19 protein-coding genes are annotated in these 16,102 nt (G+C 67.5%); 9 read left to right on the forward strand and 10 right to left on the reverse strand.

Annotated elements, in window-relative coordinates:
• Positions 1-2: 2 nt before the first annotated feature.
• The 6 genes from G7B69_RS03565 to G7B69_RS03590 all read left to right on the forward strand — a co-directional run bounded on the left by G7B69_RS03565 (position 3) and on the right by G7B69_RS03590 (position 4,787).
• Positions 3-1,148 carry a PQQ-dependent sugar dehydrogenase gene (locus G7B69_RS03565; protein WP_341479165.1) on the forward strand — a complete coding sequence of 382 codons (1,146 nt, stop codon included), beginning with the start codon at positions 3-5 and terminating at the stop codon, positions 1,146-1,148.
• A gap of 43 nt (positions 1,149-1,191) precedes the next feature.
• On the forward strand, positions 1,192-1,710 hold the full coding sequence (locus G7B69_RS03570; protein WP_166176132.1) for a GNAT family N-acetyltransferase: 519 nt from the start codon (positions 1,192-1,194) through the stop codon (positions 1,708-1,710).
• A 26-nt stretch (positions 1,711-1,736) separates the two neighbouring features.
• A complete protein-coding gene (locus tag G7B69_RS03575; protein ID WP_166176134.1) occupies positions 1,737-2,282 on the forward strand; it encodes a DUF1285 domain-containing protein in 546 nt (181 codons plus the stop codon).
• Positions 2,279-2,881: a CoA pyrophosphatase gene (locus G7B69_RS03580; protein ID WP_166176136.1), complete on the forward strand. Its 603-nt coding sequence runs from the start codon at positions 2,279-2,281 to the stop codon at positions 2,879-2,881. Before G7B69_RS03575 ends, G7B69_RS03580 begins: the two co-directional genes overlap by 4 nt.
• Positions 2,874-4,055, forward strand: coding sequence for a CCA tRNA nucleotidyltransferase (locus tag G7B69_RS03585; RefSeq protein WP_166176138.1), 1,182 nt, complete (start codon positions 2,874-2,876; stop codon positions 4,053-4,055). The genes G7B69_RS03580 and G7B69_RS03585 overlap by 8 nt, the downstream gene beginning before the upstream one ends.
• A 210-nt stretch (positions 4,056-4,265) precedes the next feature.
• Positions 4,266-4,787, forward strand: a complete 522-nt coding sequence (locus G7B69_RS03590) for a hypothetical protein (RefSeq protein ID WP_166176140.1) — start codon at positions 4,266-4,268, stop codon at positions 4,785-4,787.
• Positions 4,788-4,848: 61 nt separating this feature from the next.
• Here G7B69_RS03590 and parC read toward each other — a convergent pair whose 3' ends face one another.
• From parC to G7B69_RS03625, 7 genes are all read right to left on the reverse strand, one after another.
• Complete coding sequence (gene parC / locus G7B69_RS03595) at positions 4,849-7,137, reverse strand: DNA topoisomerase IV subunit A (protein ID WP_166176142.1); 2,289 nt, start codon at positions 7,135-7,137, stop codon at positions 4,849-4,851.
• 348 nt (positions 7,138-7,485) lie between these two features.
• Positions 7,486-7,905: a hypothetical protein gene (locus tag G7B69_RS03600; RefSeq protein WP_166176144.1), complete on the reverse strand. Its 420-nt coding sequence runs from the start codon at positions 7,903-7,905 to the stop codon at positions 7,486-7,488.
• The gene (locus G7B69_RS03605; protein WP_166176146.1) at positions 7,892-8,086 is read right to left on the reverse strand and encodes a helix-turn-helix transcriptional regulator; all 195 of its coding nucleotides are present in this window, start codon (positions 8,084-8,086) and stop codon (positions 7,892-7,894) included. Before G7B69_RS03605 ends, G7B69_RS03600 begins: the two co-directional genes overlap by 14 nt.
• Positions 8,087-8,190: 104 nt before the next feature.
• Positions 8,191-9,309, reverse strand: a complete 1,119-nt coding sequence (locus G7B69_RS03610) for a hypothetical protein (protein ID WP_166176148.1) — start codon at positions 9,307-9,309, stop codon at positions 8,191-8,193.
• A 20-nt stretch (positions 9,310-9,329) separates the two neighbouring features.
• Entirely contained in the window at positions 9,330-9,662 is a 333-nt protein-coding gene (locus G7B69_RS03615; protein ID WP_166176150.1) for a 2Fe-2S iron-sulfur cluster-binding protein, read from the reverse strand.
• The gene (locus tag G7B69_RS03620) at positions 9,662-10,747 is read right to left on the reverse strand and encodes a cysteine desulfurase family protein (protein ID WP_166176152.1); all 1,086 of its coding nucleotides are present in this window, start codon (positions 10,745-10,747) and stop codon (positions 9,662-9,664) included. Before G7B69_RS03620 ends, G7B69_RS03615 begins: the two co-directional genes overlap by 1 nt.
• Positions 10,744-11,856 (reverse strand): cysteine desulfurase family protein, encoded by a 1,113-nt coding sequence (locus tag G7B69_RS03625; RefSeq protein WP_166176154.1) that lies wholly within the window; start codon positions 11,854-11,856, stop codon positions 10,744-10,746. Before G7B69_RS03625 ends, G7B69_RS03620 begins: the two co-directional genes overlap by 4 nt.
• A gap of 91 nt (positions 11,857-11,947) precedes the next feature.
• Here G7B69_RS03625 and G7B69_RS03630 point away from each other — a divergent pair, with 91 nt between their 5' ends.
• Complete coding sequence (locus tag G7B69_RS03630) at positions 11,948-12,604, forward strand: alpha/beta hydrolase (RefSeq protein ID WP_166176156.1); 657 nt, start codon at positions 11,948-11,950, stop codon at positions 12,602-12,604.
• On the opposite strand, the gene G7B69_RS03635 is transcribed toward G7B69_RS03630, so the two are convergent.
• Positions 12,601-14,361 carry a chloride channel protein gene (locus G7B69_RS03635; protein ID WP_166176158.1) on the reverse strand — a complete coding sequence of 587 codons (1,761 nt, stop codon included), beginning with the start codon at positions 14,359-14,361 and terminating at the stop codon, positions 12,601-12,603. The two genes, G7B69_RS03630 and G7B69_RS03635, sit on opposite strands and share 4 nt — an antisense overlap.
• 125 nt (positions 14,362-14,486) lie before the next feature.
• Here G7B69_RS03635 and G7B69_RS03640 point away from each other — a divergent pair, with 125 nt between their 5' ends.
• Entirely contained in the window at positions 14,487-15,140 is a 654-nt protein-coding gene (locus G7B69_RS03640) for an energy transducer TonB (RefSeq protein WP_166176160.1), read from the forward strand.
• A 1-nt stretch (position 15,141) separates the two neighbouring features.
• On the opposite strand, the gene G7B69_RS03645 is transcribed toward G7B69_RS03640, so the two are convergent.
• On the reverse strand, positions 15,142-15,351 hold the full coding sequence (locus tag G7B69_RS03645) for a hypothetical protein (protein WP_166176162.1): 210 nt from the start codon (positions 15,349-15,351) through the stop codon (positions 15,142-15,144).
• An 86-nt stretch (positions 15,352-15,437) separates the two neighbouring features.
• Here G7B69_RS03645 and G7B69_RS03650 point away from each other — a divergent pair, with 86 nt between their 5' ends.
• On the forward strand, positions 15,438-15,800 hold the full coding sequence (locus G7B69_RS03650; protein WP_166176164.1) for a DUF3597 domain-containing protein: 363 nt from the start codon (positions 15,438-15,440) through the stop codon (positions 15,798-15,800).
• 6 nt (positions 15,801-15,806) lie between these two features.
• Here the strand turns inward: G7B69_RS03650 and G7B69_RS03655 are convergent.
• The coding region (locus G7B69_RS03655) for a phosphoenolpyruvate carboxykinase (ATP) (RefSeq protein WP_166176166.1) at positions 15,807-16,102 on the reverse strand (296 nt) is incomplete at its 5' end.

Raw genomic sequence — 16,102 nt, forward strand, 5'->3', positions numbered from 1 at the left:
TCATGAGATTCCCGACTTTCGCTCTATCGCTTTGTGCCCTTGCGATCGCAAGCTGCGGCAACGCTCAGTCTGGGGATAGCGCCGCCAAGACGACAGCGGCTGCGGACTCGCCGTTCAACGTGACGGCGCTCGGCACTTTCGACGAGGCGTGGGCAATCTCCATCGAGCCCGGCACCGGCAATATCTTCATCACCGAAAAGGGCGGCACGATGAAGTTCGTCCAGCCGGCGAACGGTCGCCTCGGCACCGTCACCGGAATGCCCCAGGTGGCCTACGGCGGCCAGGGCGGCCTCGCGGATTTCATCTTCGCGCCCGATTACGCGAAGAGCCACACGATCTACCTCAGTTGGGCCGAGGCCGGTGAAGGGGGCAACAAGGGCGGCGCGGTGGGGCGCGGAACACTGGTGTGCGAAGAGCACGATTCCTGCCGTATCGACGGGCTCAAGGTGATCTGGCGCCAGCAGCCCAAGGTCCCCGGCGTGCTACAATATGCGCTGCGGATGACCTTCTCGCCCGACGGCAAGTACCTGTTCGTCTCCTCCGGCGACCGGGTGGCAATCGATTACGTGCAGAAGACCGACAACAATCTCGGCAAGATCGTCCGCCTGTTGCCCGATGGCCGCCCGGCGCCGGGCAACCCGTTCGCCGGCAAGGGCGGCCCGACCGACGAGATCTGGACCATCGGCCACCGTAACCCGCTCGGCCTGCAATTCGATCCTCACGGCCAGCTATGGGACCTTGAGCACGGTCCCGCTGGCGGCGACGAAATCAACAGGTTGGTGGCTGGTGACAACTACGGCTGGCCGGTGGTTTCCGGAGGCGACAACTACAACGGCACGCCGATCCCGCGCCATTCGACCCACCCCGAGTTCCACGCCCCGGCCATCAACTGGACCCCGGTGATCGCGCCGGGCGGATTCATCTTTTACTCGGGCAAGCTGTGGCCGGAATGGAAGGGCCAGGCCATCGTCGCCGGGATGAAGACCGAATGCCTCGCTCGCGTCTCGCTCACCGGCGACCACGGGACCGAGGTCGCGCGCTACGACATGGGTCACCGCATACGCGGCCTCGCCGAGGCGGCCGACGGTTCGCTCTACGTGATCGAGGACGGCAAGGGCGGGCGGTTGCTGCACCTGACGCCGAAGTAGGCGATTGTCAGGCCGCGCCGTGGCTCCTATCGGCGCGCCTCCGATGGACGCCCCGACTCGCACGCTGATCCCGCTCGCCAACGTCGAGCCCGCGATGATCGAGCAAGTACTCGACCGTGCTTTCGGCGAGGACCGGCTGACCCGTACCTCGTACAAGATTCGCGAAGGGATGGACTGGCTCCCGGCGCTGAGCTTCGCCGCGCTCGACGAGGAAGGCATGCTCGCCGGGACGATTCAGGCCTGGCCGGTCGCCTTGACCGATCCGCAAGGGCGCGCGCATCCACTGATCATGGTCGGACCGGTGGCGGTGCTGCCCGAGCACCAGGACCAGGGCTATGGCCGGGCGATGATGGCGGCGCTCGCCGCCGGGCTCGAGCCGGAAGCACCGCTGCCGCAGGTCCTGATCGGCGACACTGCGTATTACCAGCGTTTCGGCTTCACCAACGCCTATACTCGCGGCTGGACATGCCCCGGCCCATGGGAGCCCGAACGGCTGATGGTCCGCACCGCTCATCCCGAGGTGCTGCCCAAGGAAGGCATGCTCGGCCCTTGGCGGCCCTAGAGCGATCTGGCATCGCTGTCTGCGCGATGCCTTACGACGCTCCGCCGGACCTCGCGTCCCTGTCGCTCGCCGAGATCGCCGCGGCGGTCGAGGCGCGCGAGCTGCCCCCGGTCGAACAGTGGCATCCCAGCGAGACCGCGGACAGCCGAATGCGCATCGCCGCCGACGCAACCTGGTTCCACGAGGGCCGGCCGATCGCCCGCCCGGGAATGGTCCGTGCCTTCGCCTCGCTGCTAACCCGCGACGAGAGCGGGCAGCACTGGCTGGCCACCCCCGAGTGCCGACAGTCGATCGAAGTCGAGGACGCCGCCTTCATCGCGGTCGAGCTGCGCGCCGAAGGCGATGCGCTCGCGTTCCGGCTCAACACGGACGAACTGGTTATCGCAGGCCCCGGGCACCCCTTGCGCGCCGCCGGCGATCCCGAAGTGCCGGCGATCTATCTCGCCGTGCGTCGCGGGTGCGAGGCGCGGCTCAATCGTTCGACGTACCTGCAGCTGGTCGAGCTTGCACTTGCCGGCGGCAGACTCAGTGTCACTAGTCAGGGCGCCACCTTCGCGCTGGAGCCGGCATGAGCGCACTGTTTGAACGTCTCCAGCGACTGTTCGACGAAGGCCACGGCGTCGAACTCTCCGATTTGCGCGATGACGCCGGCTTCGCCCCGCCCGAGGTGCGCGCCGCGGCGGTGCTGATCGCCGTCACGGACCGCCCCGAGCCCGGGGTGCTGCTGACCCACCGGCCCGAAACGATGCGCGCCCATCCGGGGCAGGTCGCCTTTCCCGGCGGCAAACTCGATCCCGGCGAGGACGCGGTCGCCGCCGCCTTGCGCGAGGCCCACGAGGAGCTCGGCATCGCGGCCGAGGACGTGCGAGTGATCGGCGCGAGCGATCGATTCGTCACCGGCTCGGGCTTCGATGTCACCCCGGTGCTCGCGCTGATCCCGCCCGACCTGCGGATCCGCCCTGATCCGCGCGAGGTTTCGGGCTGGTTCGAGGCACCGCTGCGCTTCATTCTCGACGAAGCCAACCACGTGCAGAAGATCGGCGAGTTCCGCGGGCGCGAGCGGCCGTACCTCGAGATCGACTGGCAGGGGCACCGCATCTGGGGCGTGACCGCGTCGATCATTCATAACCTCTCGCGGCGGCTCGCGTGGCAGGAGCTGGCCGATGGCTGAACTGCCCAAAGCCGAATGGACCCGGCGGGAAGACCTGGCGAAGCTGGTCGAGGTGCTCGGCCGCGAGAACCTGCGCTGGGTCGGCGGCGCGGTGCGCGATACCCTGCTCGGCAATCCGGTGAAGGACATCGATGCGGCCACGCCGCTTACACCCGACGAGGTCGTCGCGCGCCTCAAGGAAGCGCAGATCCGCAGCGTGCCGACCGGCATCGACCACGGCACCGTCACCGCGCTGTTGCCTGGCGGCCCGGTCGAGATCACCACGCTGCGCAAGGACGTCTCGACCGACGGCCGCCGCGCCACGATCGCCTTCTCCGACGACTGGCGCGAGGATGCCGCGCGGCGCGATTTCACGATCAACGCGCTTTACGCCGATCCGGTCACGCTCGAACTCACCGACTTCTTCGACGGCCTCACCGACCTCGAGGAGCGCCGAGTGCGCTTCATCGGCGATCCGCGCGAGCGCATCCGCGAGGATCACTTGCGGATCTTGCGCTACTACCGTTTCCAGGCGCGCTTCGGTTACACGCTCGACGAGGAGGCGGAGCGGGCGTGCGCCGAGCTCGCGCCCATGCTCAAGGGACTCAGCCGCGAGCGGGTCGGCTGGGAGCTGCAGCACCTGCTCTCGGTCGACGAACCAACCGCAACGGTCCAGCGGATGTACCAGCAAAGCGTGCTCGGCGTGGTCCTGCCCGAGACCGGGGACCGCGAGATCGTCGCGTTCGAGAAACTGGTCGAGGCCGAGTGCGCCGCTGCGGCGCCGCGCTCCGCCATCCGCCGCCTTGCGGCCCTGCTTCCCCCCGAGCCCAAGGCGGCGGAGCAGGTCGCCGCGAGGCTCCGCCTGTCGAGCGCGCAGAAACAGCGCCTCGCCACCGCCGCCGACCGCGGCATGCCTCCTGGCGACCCGCACGCCCTCGCCTACCGCCTCGGCCGCGAACAGGCGATCGACAGGTTGCTGCTGTCCGGCGAAGACCCCGCGCCGATCGTCGACTGGCCGATTCCCCGGCTGCCACTCAAGGGCGGCGAGATCGTCGCGCGCGGCATTACCGCCGGGCCCGAGGTTGCGCGCATCCTGCAGGCGGTCGAGGCCCGCTGGATAGAGGAAGGCTTCCCCGGCCGCGCCCGGGTCGAGGCCCTGCTGGGGGAAGAATTGTCCGGCAAATCGCCCGGCTGACCTCGCTGCTTCATCTGAGCTTCAGGCGAATTGATCCAATTTGGGGTTGCCAAGCCGCCGCGCGGCTGGAACGTTAAGCCTAGTCCGCTCCGGCGGGCGCCGCGGGCATCGGCTGTCGCCGGTGTGAGCCACTCGGCTCTTCCCGCACCCATTCATCCCCGGCCGGCGCGCGTCGTTCGCGTGATCGGGCCGCATGACCCGGAGGGTACCTTGAAGACCACCACGAAACTTTTCGCCGCCGCCGCCTTGTCGTTCGCGACTTTCTCGGGCGCGGCTTTCGCCCAGGCCGCCAAGGTCACCGCCGGCGCCACCGTCTATGACCCGCAAGGCGGCACGGTCGGCACTGTCGACAGCGTCGCGGACGGCGTCGCGGTGGTCAACACCGGCGTCCACACTGTCGCCCTCCCGGTCGACAAGTTCGCCACCAGCGAGAAGGGCCCGGTGATCAGCGTTACCAAGCAGCAGCTCGACGAGATCGCCGCCCAGGCCGACGCCGATGCCGCCGCCAAGCTCAACACCGCCCTGGTCGCCGGCGCCGCCGTGGTCGACAACGCCGGCGTCGCGCTCGGGACGATCGACAAGGTCGATGGCGACAACGTCGTGCTCAAGACCGAGAAGGGCCCGGTCGCGCTGACCCGCAAGTACTTCGCGGTCAACAACGGCGCGCTGATGGCGCTGGTCACCAAGGACCAGATCCTCGCCGCGCTGAACAGCGCCCAGACGCAATCGTAAGCGACTTCATTGCATTTTGGGGGCCGGGCTTGCCGCGAGGCAGGTCCGGCCCTTTCTCCATCTAGAACCGGTTATCCTTCGGGAAGCCCCGCGGCGGCAGGCGTCCGGCCGCCCCTCGGGCGACCTTCCATTCGCGGACGTCGTCCTCGGTGCGCGTGCGGCCGCTTTCGCCGCCCATCGCCCAGCTCAGCCCCTCGTCGAGCTTGAGCGTGGTCGCGTCAGACAAGCCGCCATCGCGATAACGCTGCAGCGTCACCCCCTGTCCGCGCGTCATCACCGGCAGTTCCTCGAGGTGGAAGATCACCAGCTTGCGGTTGTCGCCGACGACCGCGACGTGGTCGTGTGCAGGGTCGATCGGGCGCGCCACCACCAGCTTCTGTCCGGCCTTCAGGTTGACAACCTGGCGACCCTTGCGGGTTTCGGCGAGCAGCTCGTCGGTCACCGCGGCGAAGCCCTTGCCGGCGTCCGAGGCGAGCAGCAGCTGCGTTTCGGGCTTGTGCACGATCAGCGATGCGATTTGGGCCTCGGCATCGATGTCCAACGTGTTGCGGATCGGCTCGCCGAACCCGCGCGCGCCGGGCAGCTTGTCGGCACCGACGGTGAAGAAGCGCCCGTCATCGGCAGCGAGCAGCAGCTTGTCGGTGGTCTGGCAGTGGACGGCGAAGGCCGGCCCGTCGCCTTCCTTGTACTTAAAGTCCGAATCGAGCGGCAGGTGGCCCCGCGCCGCCCTGATCCACCCGCGCTGCGAGAGGATCACCGTCACCGGTTCCTTCTCGATCATCGCATCCATGCTGAACTCGATGGTCGGCGCGGCCTCGGCGATCGTCGTCCGGCGGCGGCCGAGCGCCGTGTCCTCGGCGTAGTCCTTGCGCAGGGCGGCGAGGTCGCGCTTGAGCCGCGTGCGCTGGCGCGCCGGCGATTCCAGCAGCTTCTCGAGCTCCGCCCGCTCGGCCAGCAGTGCGGCGTGTTCGTTGCGCAGCTCCATTTCCTCGAGCTTGCGCAAGCTGCGCAGGCGCATGTTGAGGATTGCCTCGGCCTGGCGGTCGGTCAGGCCGAATTCGGCGATCATCACCGGCTTGGGCTCGTCCTCGCTGCGGATGATCTCGATGATCCGGTCGAGGTTGAGGAAGGCGATGATGTAGCCTTCCACCAGCTCGAGCCGGTCGGCGATCTTTTGCAAGCGGTGGCGGCTGCGCCGCTGGAGGATGTCGATCTGGTGCAGCAGCCAGTGCTCGAGCAGCTCCTTGAGCCCCATGACCATCGGCGTGCGGGTGGCGTCGAGCACGTTGAGGTTGAGCCCGAAGCGCGTTTCGAGGTCGGTCAGCTTGTAGAGCGATTCCTTGAGCAACTCGGGATCGACGTTGCGGCTTTTCGGCACGAGCACGATGCGGATCTGCTCGTCGCTTTCGTCGCGCACGTCCTCGAGGATCGGCACCTTGCGGTCGGCGATGACCTGGGCGATCTGCTCGATCAGCTTGCCCTTGGGAATCTGGTAGGGAATCTCCGAGATCACCAGCTGGTACTGCCCGCCGCCGAGCCGCTCGATCCCCGCCTCGCGGTCGGCTTCTTCCTTCACCTCCGCGGCGAAGTAGCGCGCCCGCACCCGGAAGCTGCCGCGGCCGGTTTCATAGGCCTGGGAGATCGCCTCGGCGCTGTCGACGATCAGCCCGCCGGTGGCGAAATCGGGCCCGTGGAACAGCTCCATCAGGCGGCTGTGCTCGACGTGCGGGTTGTCGATCAACTCGAGCGCGGCGTCGATTACTTCGGCGACGTTGTGGCTCGGGATGTTGGTCGCCATGCCGACGGCGATGCCGCTGGCACCGTTGGCAAGGAGATTGGGGAACAGCCCCGGGAACAGCGAGGGCTCTTCCTCCTCGTTGTTGTAGGTCGGGACGAAGTCGACGGTGCCTTCGTCGAGGCCTTCCATCAGCTGCATCGCCGTCTTGGTCAGGCGGCATTCGGTGTAGCGCTCGGCGGCGGCGTTATCGCCGTCGATGTTGCCGAAGTTGCCCTGCCCCTCGATCAGCGGGTAGCGCAATGTGAACGGCTGGGCGAGGCGGACCATCGCATCGTAGAGCGCGAGGTTGCCGTGCGGATGGTACTTGCCCATCACGTCGCCGACCACGCGTGAGCACTTCTTGAAGGCGCTGCCGGGATCGAGCCGCAAGCCGCGCATGCCCCACAGGATCCGCCGGTGGACCGGCTTCAGGCCATCGCGCAAGTCCGGCAGCGATCGCGCGGTGATCGTCGACAGCGCATAGACCAGGTAACGCTCCGACAGCGCGCTGTCGAACGGGGCATCGACGATCGCGTCGAACGGGTCTTTCTCGTCATCCACGGTAGGCATCATGCCTCAGGCCCTAACACCCGAGCCGCGCGCCGGACAGCGCGATACGGAGCGCTTTCCCCACCCCTTCGCGCTCGGCGGGACGATTGCGGCTGCCCATCGAAACAGGGTGACACTTACGGACCCTGTCACCCAAAGTGTCGCCTTAATGTTCCCATTATATTTCCGACACTTAATCGCGAAAAGGCGACATTGGCGACGGGTGACACTCGTTCTGGCGCGCCGAACTTCAGTCTGTGCCGGACAAGCGACTCGCGGGTCGTAATTCATGGCCGAACCATGCCTGCGCCGCTGCCATGTAGGAAAGCGTCGAACGCCTTCCCCGCGCATTTTGTTGGAAAGCGGCCAGCGCTAACCGCGCAGCCTGACCACGGCATAGGCGGCCACGCTACTCAATCCGCTGGCGACGAAGATCGCCAGCGCGCTCGGCGCGATCGCGAGGCCGCCGAGCCACAGGACGGTCCATGCGGCGAGCATGGTGATCTGGGCGAAGAAGCCGACCGTGCAAGCGATCAGACTATAGCGCCGCTCGACCTCGTCGACGACGCGAAAGCTCCACCACACGCCGAGCGCGATGACGATCACGAAAGCGGCGGCGGCTGCCAACGCCCCGGCCGGCGGCAGCGACCCGGGACCTTTGCCGTGGCTCATCAGGCGCAGGGCCACTGCGATCGCGGCGATCAGGATCACGATGATCCACGAGCCGATCAGGAACCGGCGCTGCCCCTGGCGATGGGCGCGGGCGCCCTCGCCGATCTCATTCCCCGTCATCGAAAATCTCCTCGATAGGGCAGCCGAACAGCCGCGCGAGCCTGAAGGCGAGCGGGAGCGAGGGATCATATTTCCCGGTCTCGACCGCATTGATCGCCTGGCGTGAAACGCCGGCGCGGCCGCCGAGCTCTTCCTGGCTCCACCCGCGCTCGGCGCGCAGGACTCGCAATCGGTTGTTCATCGCTGCCTTCGGCTGTCAGGTCTCTCTGACGGTATGTCAGGGTTGCCTGACTAAGCGAGTCGCGGCCTTATGTCAACAACACCTTCCATAACGGAAGGCACACCTTACTTCGGCTTGCGCACGACCAGATAGCTTTCGTCGTCGAACCACAGCGCGCCGTGCTTCTTGAGCACCGCGCGGGTGGCGTCGAGGTAGGCGGAATTGCTCATCGCTTGCGCCAGCCGGTCGTCCTCGATCTGGGCAACGTAGGTCGCGGCGTTCCAGGCCGCGAGCAAGGTCGAGGTGCCGATCTGCGCTTCCGCGCTGTCGATCTCGTCGGGCAGGGTGTGCATCTGGTAGCGCAGTGGTTCGCCGGTGGCGGGCTCGAAGGCGAACTCCCGCGCCTCTTCGCCGAGCGCATCGCGCACCGCGTCGAGCATCGCCTTGCCCGGGGTGTCGAACGGATCCTCGTCGGGCCAGACCTGGCGGACGATCTCGTGGCCGGGATCGTTGCCCGCCGAATGGATGCCCAGCATCCGCCCGCCAGGACCGAGCGCGCGGGCAAGCGGCGCGAGCACCCGGCCGGCCTTGAATTTCGTCTCGGCGCGCAGGCGAAAGGGCTGGCTGGCGAGCACGAGGTCGAAATCGGCCTTGGCCGATCCTTCGCGGGGAATGACCTGATCGAGGATGAAGCGGCAATCTTGCCGATAGAGCACCAGCACGGTCGGCGTTTCGGGCAGCAGCACGCCGGTCTTCTCGCTCACCCGCGTGCGCCAGTGGTCGGCGAGGAACGGCTGCAGCTCGAGGATCTGGCGCTCGAAGTCGGCCGCGGTCGCGCCGGTGAGCGCGACTTCCTTCCAGACTACCGGCTTCGCCCCATCGCGCGAGGTCAACCACGGTGCGTCGGCATACGGCAGGTTGGTCAGCGCCAGGACCATTTCGGGATGCTCGAAGAAGCGATCGGGCATCTTGTCGAGCGTCAGGCGGATGTCCTCGAGGCTGATCTCCTTGGCGGCGATGTAGAACGGCAGCCGTTCGAACCGGCGGTGCATCACCCTCAGGAAGCGCGACAGCACGGTGCCGTCGCCGACGCCGGCGTCGAAGAAGCGCAACGCGGGCGGCTTGGGCGTGATGTTGTCGAGCTCTTGTGCCAGCCGCTGCGCGACCACCCACTTCTCCGAGCAGGTGTTGACGAACATCAGGTACTTCTGGCGGTTGTCGTAGAAACGAAAGTTCGGTTTCACGCTGCCCCTCCGGAGTCCACTCAGGACTTCTGCATGTCGCGGCTTTCCGCCGGTATTCGCACTTCGAGCCCGTCGAGTTCATCGACCAGGACGATCTGGCACGACAGGCGGCTTGTGCGGGTAACCCCGGCGGCGAGGTCGAGCATGTCTTCCTCCTCTTCGGCCGCCGCGGGCAGCTTGTCGAACCATTCCTTGGCGACGACGACGTGGCAGGTCGAGCAGGCCATCTGCCCTTCGCAGGTCCCTTCGAGCGGCATGCCGGCAGCCTGCGCGACGTCGAGCAGCGCCGTGCCGGGCGCGCCTTCGGCCTCGGTGACGTCGCCGTCGCGGCCGATGAAGCGAACCCTGACCATCAGTCCTGCAACCGCGCGGCTTCGAGGATCATGCCCACGCCTTCCTCGAACTGGCCCATCGTGGTGTAGCGGCCGAAGCCGAGGCGGATCGAGCCGCGCGCTTCTTCGACCGACAGGCCGATGGCCGAAAGCACCCGGCTGGGCTTCTTCGCCTCGCTGGCGCAGGCCGAGCCGGCCGAGAAACAGACCTCGCGCGCGTCGGACATCAGCCGCGCGACGTCGAGGCCTTCACGGCGGATGTTGAGATTGCCCTCGTAACGGTGGGTGGCGCTGCCGTTGAGCTCCCAGCCGGCGAACAGCTCGCGGCCGCGCGCGAACAGGGCAGAGACGTGGGCCTCGTCCTCGTCGATGGTGTCGAGCGCGACCTGGGCCGCGGCGCCGAGCCCGGCGCACAGCGCGGGGCTGAGCGTGCCCGAGCGAATGCCCGCTTCCTGCCCGCCGCCGGTGAGGTAGGGCGCCAGCTCCACCCCGTCGCGAATCCACAGCGCGCCGACTCCCTTGGGGCCGTAGAACTTGTGCCCGGTGATCGCGATCAGGTCGGCCTCGGCAATCGGCATCTTGCACGCCGCCTGGACCGCGTCGCACACGAACAGGGCGCCCATGGCCCGCGCCCGCTCGGCCAGGTCGGCGACCGGCTGGACGGTGCCGATCTCGTTGTTGACCTGCATCACCGACAGTACGCCGAGGCCATCCGGCAATTCGACCTGCGGGTCGACGAGCCCGTCGCGGTCGACCGGCAGGATGGTGCAGCCGGGATCGAGCGCCAGCGCGGTGTTGAGCACCGCCGAATGCTCGATCGCGCTGACCGCGATGGGCTTGCCCGCGCGGACCGGTTCGCACCCGCGAAGCGCGAGGTTGAGCGCCTCGGTCGCGCTCCCGGTGAACACCACCGTCCCGCCCTCGGGAAACAGCGCCGCGACCTGCTCGCGCGCGACCTCGACCGCCGCTTCCGCCTTGCGCCCGAGCCGGTGCGAGGAGTGGGGATTGCCGAACCCGTCGCCGTCCGGCCCGTCGAGCCAGCGCAGCATGGCCTCCTTGGCCTCGGGCGCGAGGGGGGTGGTCGCCTGGTAGTCGAGGTAGATCATGCGGCCCTTTCGGCTGCCTCACGAGCCATCGCAAGCCAGACCTCGCAGAATTGCTCGACTTCTGCCCGGGTGGTGTTCCAGCCGAAGCTGACGCGGATGGTGCGGGCGGCTTCGTCGTCGGGCACGCCCATCGCCTTCAGCACGTGGCTCGAATGCAGGCTGCCCGAGGAGCAGGCACTGCCCTGGCTGACCGATATGCCCGCAAGGTCGAAGCGCATCAGCTGCGCGCTGCCGGAAAGGCCCGGCATGGCGATCGCGCGGATGCACGGAGTCGGATTCGCGAGCCTGTCGGACAGCCATGTGCCGCCAAGCGCGCGGCACTCCTCCGCCAGGGTGTCGAGCGGCTCGAGCACTCCCGGATCGAGATAGGGCTCGGTGCAGGCGTCGAGTGCGGCGGCCATTCCCAGCGCTCCGGGGAGGTTCTCCGTCCCCCGCCGATAGCCCCGCTCCTGCCCGCCCATCGGGTGAAGCATGGCGAAGTCCTTCACCAGCAGCGCGCCGACGCCGACCGGGCCGCCGAACTTGTGCGCCGAGACGATTGCCAGGTCGGCGATCCCGGGGATGGGAAACTTCCCCGCGCCTTGAGAGCAATCCACCAGGAGCAAGCCATTGTTTCCATGCACGATTTCGGCGACCATTCCGATGTCCTGACGATTGCCGGTCTCGGAATTTATATATTGGACGGCAGCCAGGGTGCGGTTCTCGACATCGCCTTCACCAGTTTGTGACGGCTCCGTTGTCGCCTTGGACAGACGCTGCACGTCTACCGCGCCTGTGCCAGTCACGGGTACCAGATCGACGCCGCGGTATTCTTCAAACGAATGGATTGAATCGTGCTCAACGACGCTGGCTACCTCATGGAGCACTGACGCGTGATCGAAGGCCAACGCCGCCGCCTCGCTTGCCCCGCTGGTGAAGATCACCTCGCCCTCCCAGCCGAGCGCGCGCTTGACCCGCTCGCGCGCGTCCTCGAGCGCCGCCCGCGCCTTGCGCCCTTCGGCGTGCGGGCTCGAGGGGTTGGCCCAGATCTCGAACCCGCGCAGCATTGCCTCGCGCGCCTCGGGGCGCAGCGGCGTGGTCGCGGCGTGATCCAGATAGATACGGCTCATGGCGTGGGAATTGCGAAAAGTTGCACGCTCACTATATAGCCGCCAACCCGACCCGCGCCACCCGCGCCAACCCCATATTCAGAGCACGCCGATGCCCGCCGTTATTTTCCCCGGCCCCGAAGGCCGCCTCGAAGGCCGTTTCGCTCCCCCGCCGCGCCCGCGCGCGCCGGTGGCGATGATCCTCCACCCGCACTCGCAGGGCGGCGGGACGATGAACGACCGCATCGTCCAGCGGCTCTACAAGACTTTCGCCGACCGCGGTTTCGCCGTGCTGCGCTTCAACTTCCGCGGCGTCGGTCGCAGCCAGGGCAGCTTCGACAACGGCATCGGCGAACTTTCCGACGCCGCCGCCGCGCTCGACTGGGTGCAGTCGATCCATCCCGAGGCGCAGACCACCTGGATCGCCGGGGTCAGCTTCGGCGCGCTGATCGGCATGCAGCTGCTGATGCGCCGTCCGGAGATCCGCGGCTTCATCTCGATCGCGCCGCCGGCGAACATGTACGATTTCAGCTTCCTTGCCCCCTGCCCGGCCTCGGGCATCTTCATCCAGGGCGCGGCCGATACCGTCGTCCAGCCGATCGCGGTGACGAAGCTGGTCGAGAAGCTGCGCACGCAGAAGCACATCACCATCCACCACGACGAGATCCCGCGGGCAAATCACTTCTTCGAGAACGAAACCGAAGAGCTGATGAAGTCGGTCGACAACTACCTCGACTTCCGCCTCTCGCCGGAATGCCCGATCCGCTAGGCGGCTTCGCCGTAGAGCGCCTTCTGCGAGCGCTCCATTTCTTCGAAATAGCGGCGCCGCGCGTGGTTCTCCGACACCACGCCCAGCACGCGGCGCTCGGCATCGAGCACCGCCAGCTCGTCGGCGGCGTTCGCCTCGAAGCGCCGTAGCATCTCCACGATGTCGGTCCGTGGCTCGAGCGTGGCGTGATCGAGTTGGGCCAGGGTGCCGATCGTCGTCGTCGGGTCGAGGTCCGGCGAATAGCCGAGCGCGGTCTGCAGGATGCCTCGGTAATGGCCGTCCGAATCGACCACCAGCACCTTGCTGGTCGAGCCGAGCGGCACGCTCGCACGGAACGCGTCGACCGAGAGCGCTTCGGGCAAGCTGACCCAATCCTTGCGCATGATCCGCCCGGCAGTGAGCGTGGCCGTCCAGCCGATGTCGCGCGGACTGCGGATGCGCGAACCGCGCAAGTGCAACCGCCAGGTCGAGAACGAATAGCCGAACCGCTCTCGGGTATAGGCGCTGGCGATCAGCGAGGCGGTGAGCACCACGCCCATCAGGGCGAAGTCGTGGGTGGTCTCAAGCGTCAGCATCGCCAGCGTCATCGGCCCGCCGACGATCGACACCGAAAGCGCCGCCATTCCGACGAGCGCGGCGTCGGTAATGTCGAGCTGTACTGCGATGCCCCTCATGTTGACGAGCTCGGCGAAGCCCTGGCCGACAAGCGAGCCGAGGAACATCGAGGCGAAGAACAGCCCGCCGCGAAACCCGAAGCTGAGTGAGATGACCGACGCGGCAACCTTGAGCAGGATCACGACCGCGAGGAACGTCAGCGCGGGCTGCAGCGCGAGGTCGAGGTGGAGGGCGCCGTGCCCGGAAGACAACGTCTGCGGCGACAGGTACGCCAGCGGCATCAGCAGCGCCCCGCCGGCAAGGGGAGCCCAGCGGCCGAGCGGCGAGTTCGCCTGCACCCGCGATTCGACCGCCGCGACGAGCCGCATGACGGCGATCCCGGCGAGCGCGCAGACCAGGCCCAGAATCGCGTAAGCAAGGTAATCGCCGATCGTGATTGCGCGGGCGGCAGTCGTCGTGGCGATCAGGAACGGCTCGACGCCGAGGCTGCGGGTAACGAACGCCGATGCCAGCGCCGCGGCCGCGACGGGCGCGATCGCCGCCGGGGTGTAGGCGCCGATGACGATTTCGAAGGCATAGAAAGCGCCCGCCAGCGGCGCGCCGAACGCCGCGCCGATACCCGCGCCTGCGCCGGCTCCGACCAGAACCCGAAGGTCGTTGCGCCGCAGCGCGAAGCCCTGCCCCAGCAGCGAGGCGATTCCGCCTCCCGCCTGGGCATAGGCCGCCTCGAGCCCGACCGAAGCGCCGAAGCCGTTCGAAACGATGGTCTGCGCCGAGACGATCAGGTTATCTATCCACGGGATTCGGCCACCGTGCAGGGCATTGGCCTCGACTACGTCGATCTGCCCCGTGGAACGCCGGCGGAGGTAGTAATTGCCCGCAACCATCAGCAGTCCGCCGAGCGGCAAGGCGAGCAGCTTCCACGGATGCCGGATCGAGCCGATCGCGCTCAAGCGGTTGATCGCGACGCCGTAGAACAAGTGCTGGATCTGGTGCGCAAGGAGCCCGATCAGGTTTGTCGCCACGCCCGCCGCCAGTCCAACCACAGCGGCCAGGACGATGAACGCCGCCTCGCTTTCGCGCAGGCGGCGGCGAAGGCGCACGGCATTGGCTCGCAAGAAGTGCGTTTTCAACGGCTGCATGGCCTTGGGCCAATGGAACTTCTGCCTGTCCGGTCAACCCCCGCTTGCCGACTTGCTCACTTTATGTAATGTGATATTATCACATTAGTCGCTCAAGCGACCACGCCTGGAAGAGGAGCATCGTCATGGCATATTTCGACCGTTCCACCGATCCTGCCCGGCGGGCTACCGCCATAACCGGCGTGATCGTGATTCACGCGCTGATCGGCTATGTCCTGGTGACCGGGCTGGTGGCAAAGTTTGTCCCGCCGCCGCACGTGCCCTTCGTCGGCGGGACGATAGCGCTTCCACCACCACCCCCGCCTCAGCCCGAACGAACGGACAAGCCCTCGCCCCGTGCCGAAAGCGAGACGGCATCAGAGCAGAAGACACCCCTGACCAAGACGGACGATACCGTCATCGAAACGAAGGACGAGAGTGTCGGAGTAGAAGTCACCCCGACGCCGACTGCGACCTACTCGCCGCCGACCTCTCTCGGCCTCAAGCCGAAGGCGGCGGCGCCTCGCAATCAACCAAGCGGCTGGGCAACGACCGACGATTACCCATCGCGCGACCTTCGCCAAGGGAATGAAGGCACGGCCTTCTTCCGCGCCATCGTCGGCACCAACGGCCGCGTCAGCGCGTGCGAGATCGTGCGTTCGAGCGGCCACCCGGGACTCGACGCAGCGACCTGCAAGGCGGTGACGGCGCGCGCCCGCTTCGAGGCGGCGACCAACGAGAACGGCGAGAAAGTCGTCGGAACCTACAGCAGCAGCGTCCGCTGGCAGATCCCGCGCTAGATCAGCCCGGCCCGGCAGCGGCGCGGTCGACCGGGGCCACGCCGTTGCGGTCGGGAATGACCCAGATCGCGACGTTGGCCAGCACCACCGCCGCCAGCACGAGCATCAGCCAGACATTCCTGTCAGGCCCGCTGCGCCGCCATTGCCACACCGCTCCGCCGATCAGGGCAATTGCGAGGAGCATGGCCAGCGAGAGAGCGATATTGTCCATTGGATCGGCCTAACCGATCGGCTGCAGGGGCGGAACCCCGCCCGGCACGGCCGGTTGACCGGAGACGGCAGGACAGGAGCCCCGCGATGCGCATTCTCAGCTCGATCCGTGATGGTGTCTATGGTTCACGGCGGCGCGAGCGGCCCGGGGCCGGCGAGGCGACGCCGCCGGGTCGAGCGCCCGAGGCCGAGCCGCACGCAATCGACATCGAAAACCATCTCGACTCGATGCCCGGTGCCGACCACCTCAACTGGCGCACCTCGATCGTCGACCTGATGACGTTGATCGGTGTCGATTCGAGCCTCGAGGCGCGCGAAGCGTTGGCGCAGGAGCTAGGCTACGACGGACCGCTCGACGGTTCGCGCGAGATGGACAACTGGCTGCACGCCCGCGTGATGGCCGACCTGGCCGGGCAAGGCGGCACAGTGCCGCCGGAACTATCGAGCTGAGGGCACTCAGGCGGCTTGCGGGGCAGCGTCCCTCACGCCCTGGTCAACATGAGCCTCGAACTGAGCGAAGTTGTCCACGAACAGCGAGACCAGCTTCTCCGCGGTGCGGTCGTAGTCTTCCTTGTCCGCCCAGGTCGAGCGTGGGTCGAGTATCGCGCTGTCGACGCCTTCGACCGCCACCGGAACGTCGAAGCCGAAGTTCGGGTCCTTGCGGAACTCGGCATCCTGCAGCGTGCCGTCGAGCGCGGCGTTGAGCAGCGCGCGGGTGGCCTTGATCGGCATCCGCTTGCCGGTACCGTATT

Source organism: Croceibacterium segetis (assembly GCF_011320115.1).
Lineage (GTDB): Bacteria > Pseudomonadota > Alphaproteobacteria > Sphingomonadales > Sphingomonadaceae > Croceibacterium_B > Croceibacterium_B segetis.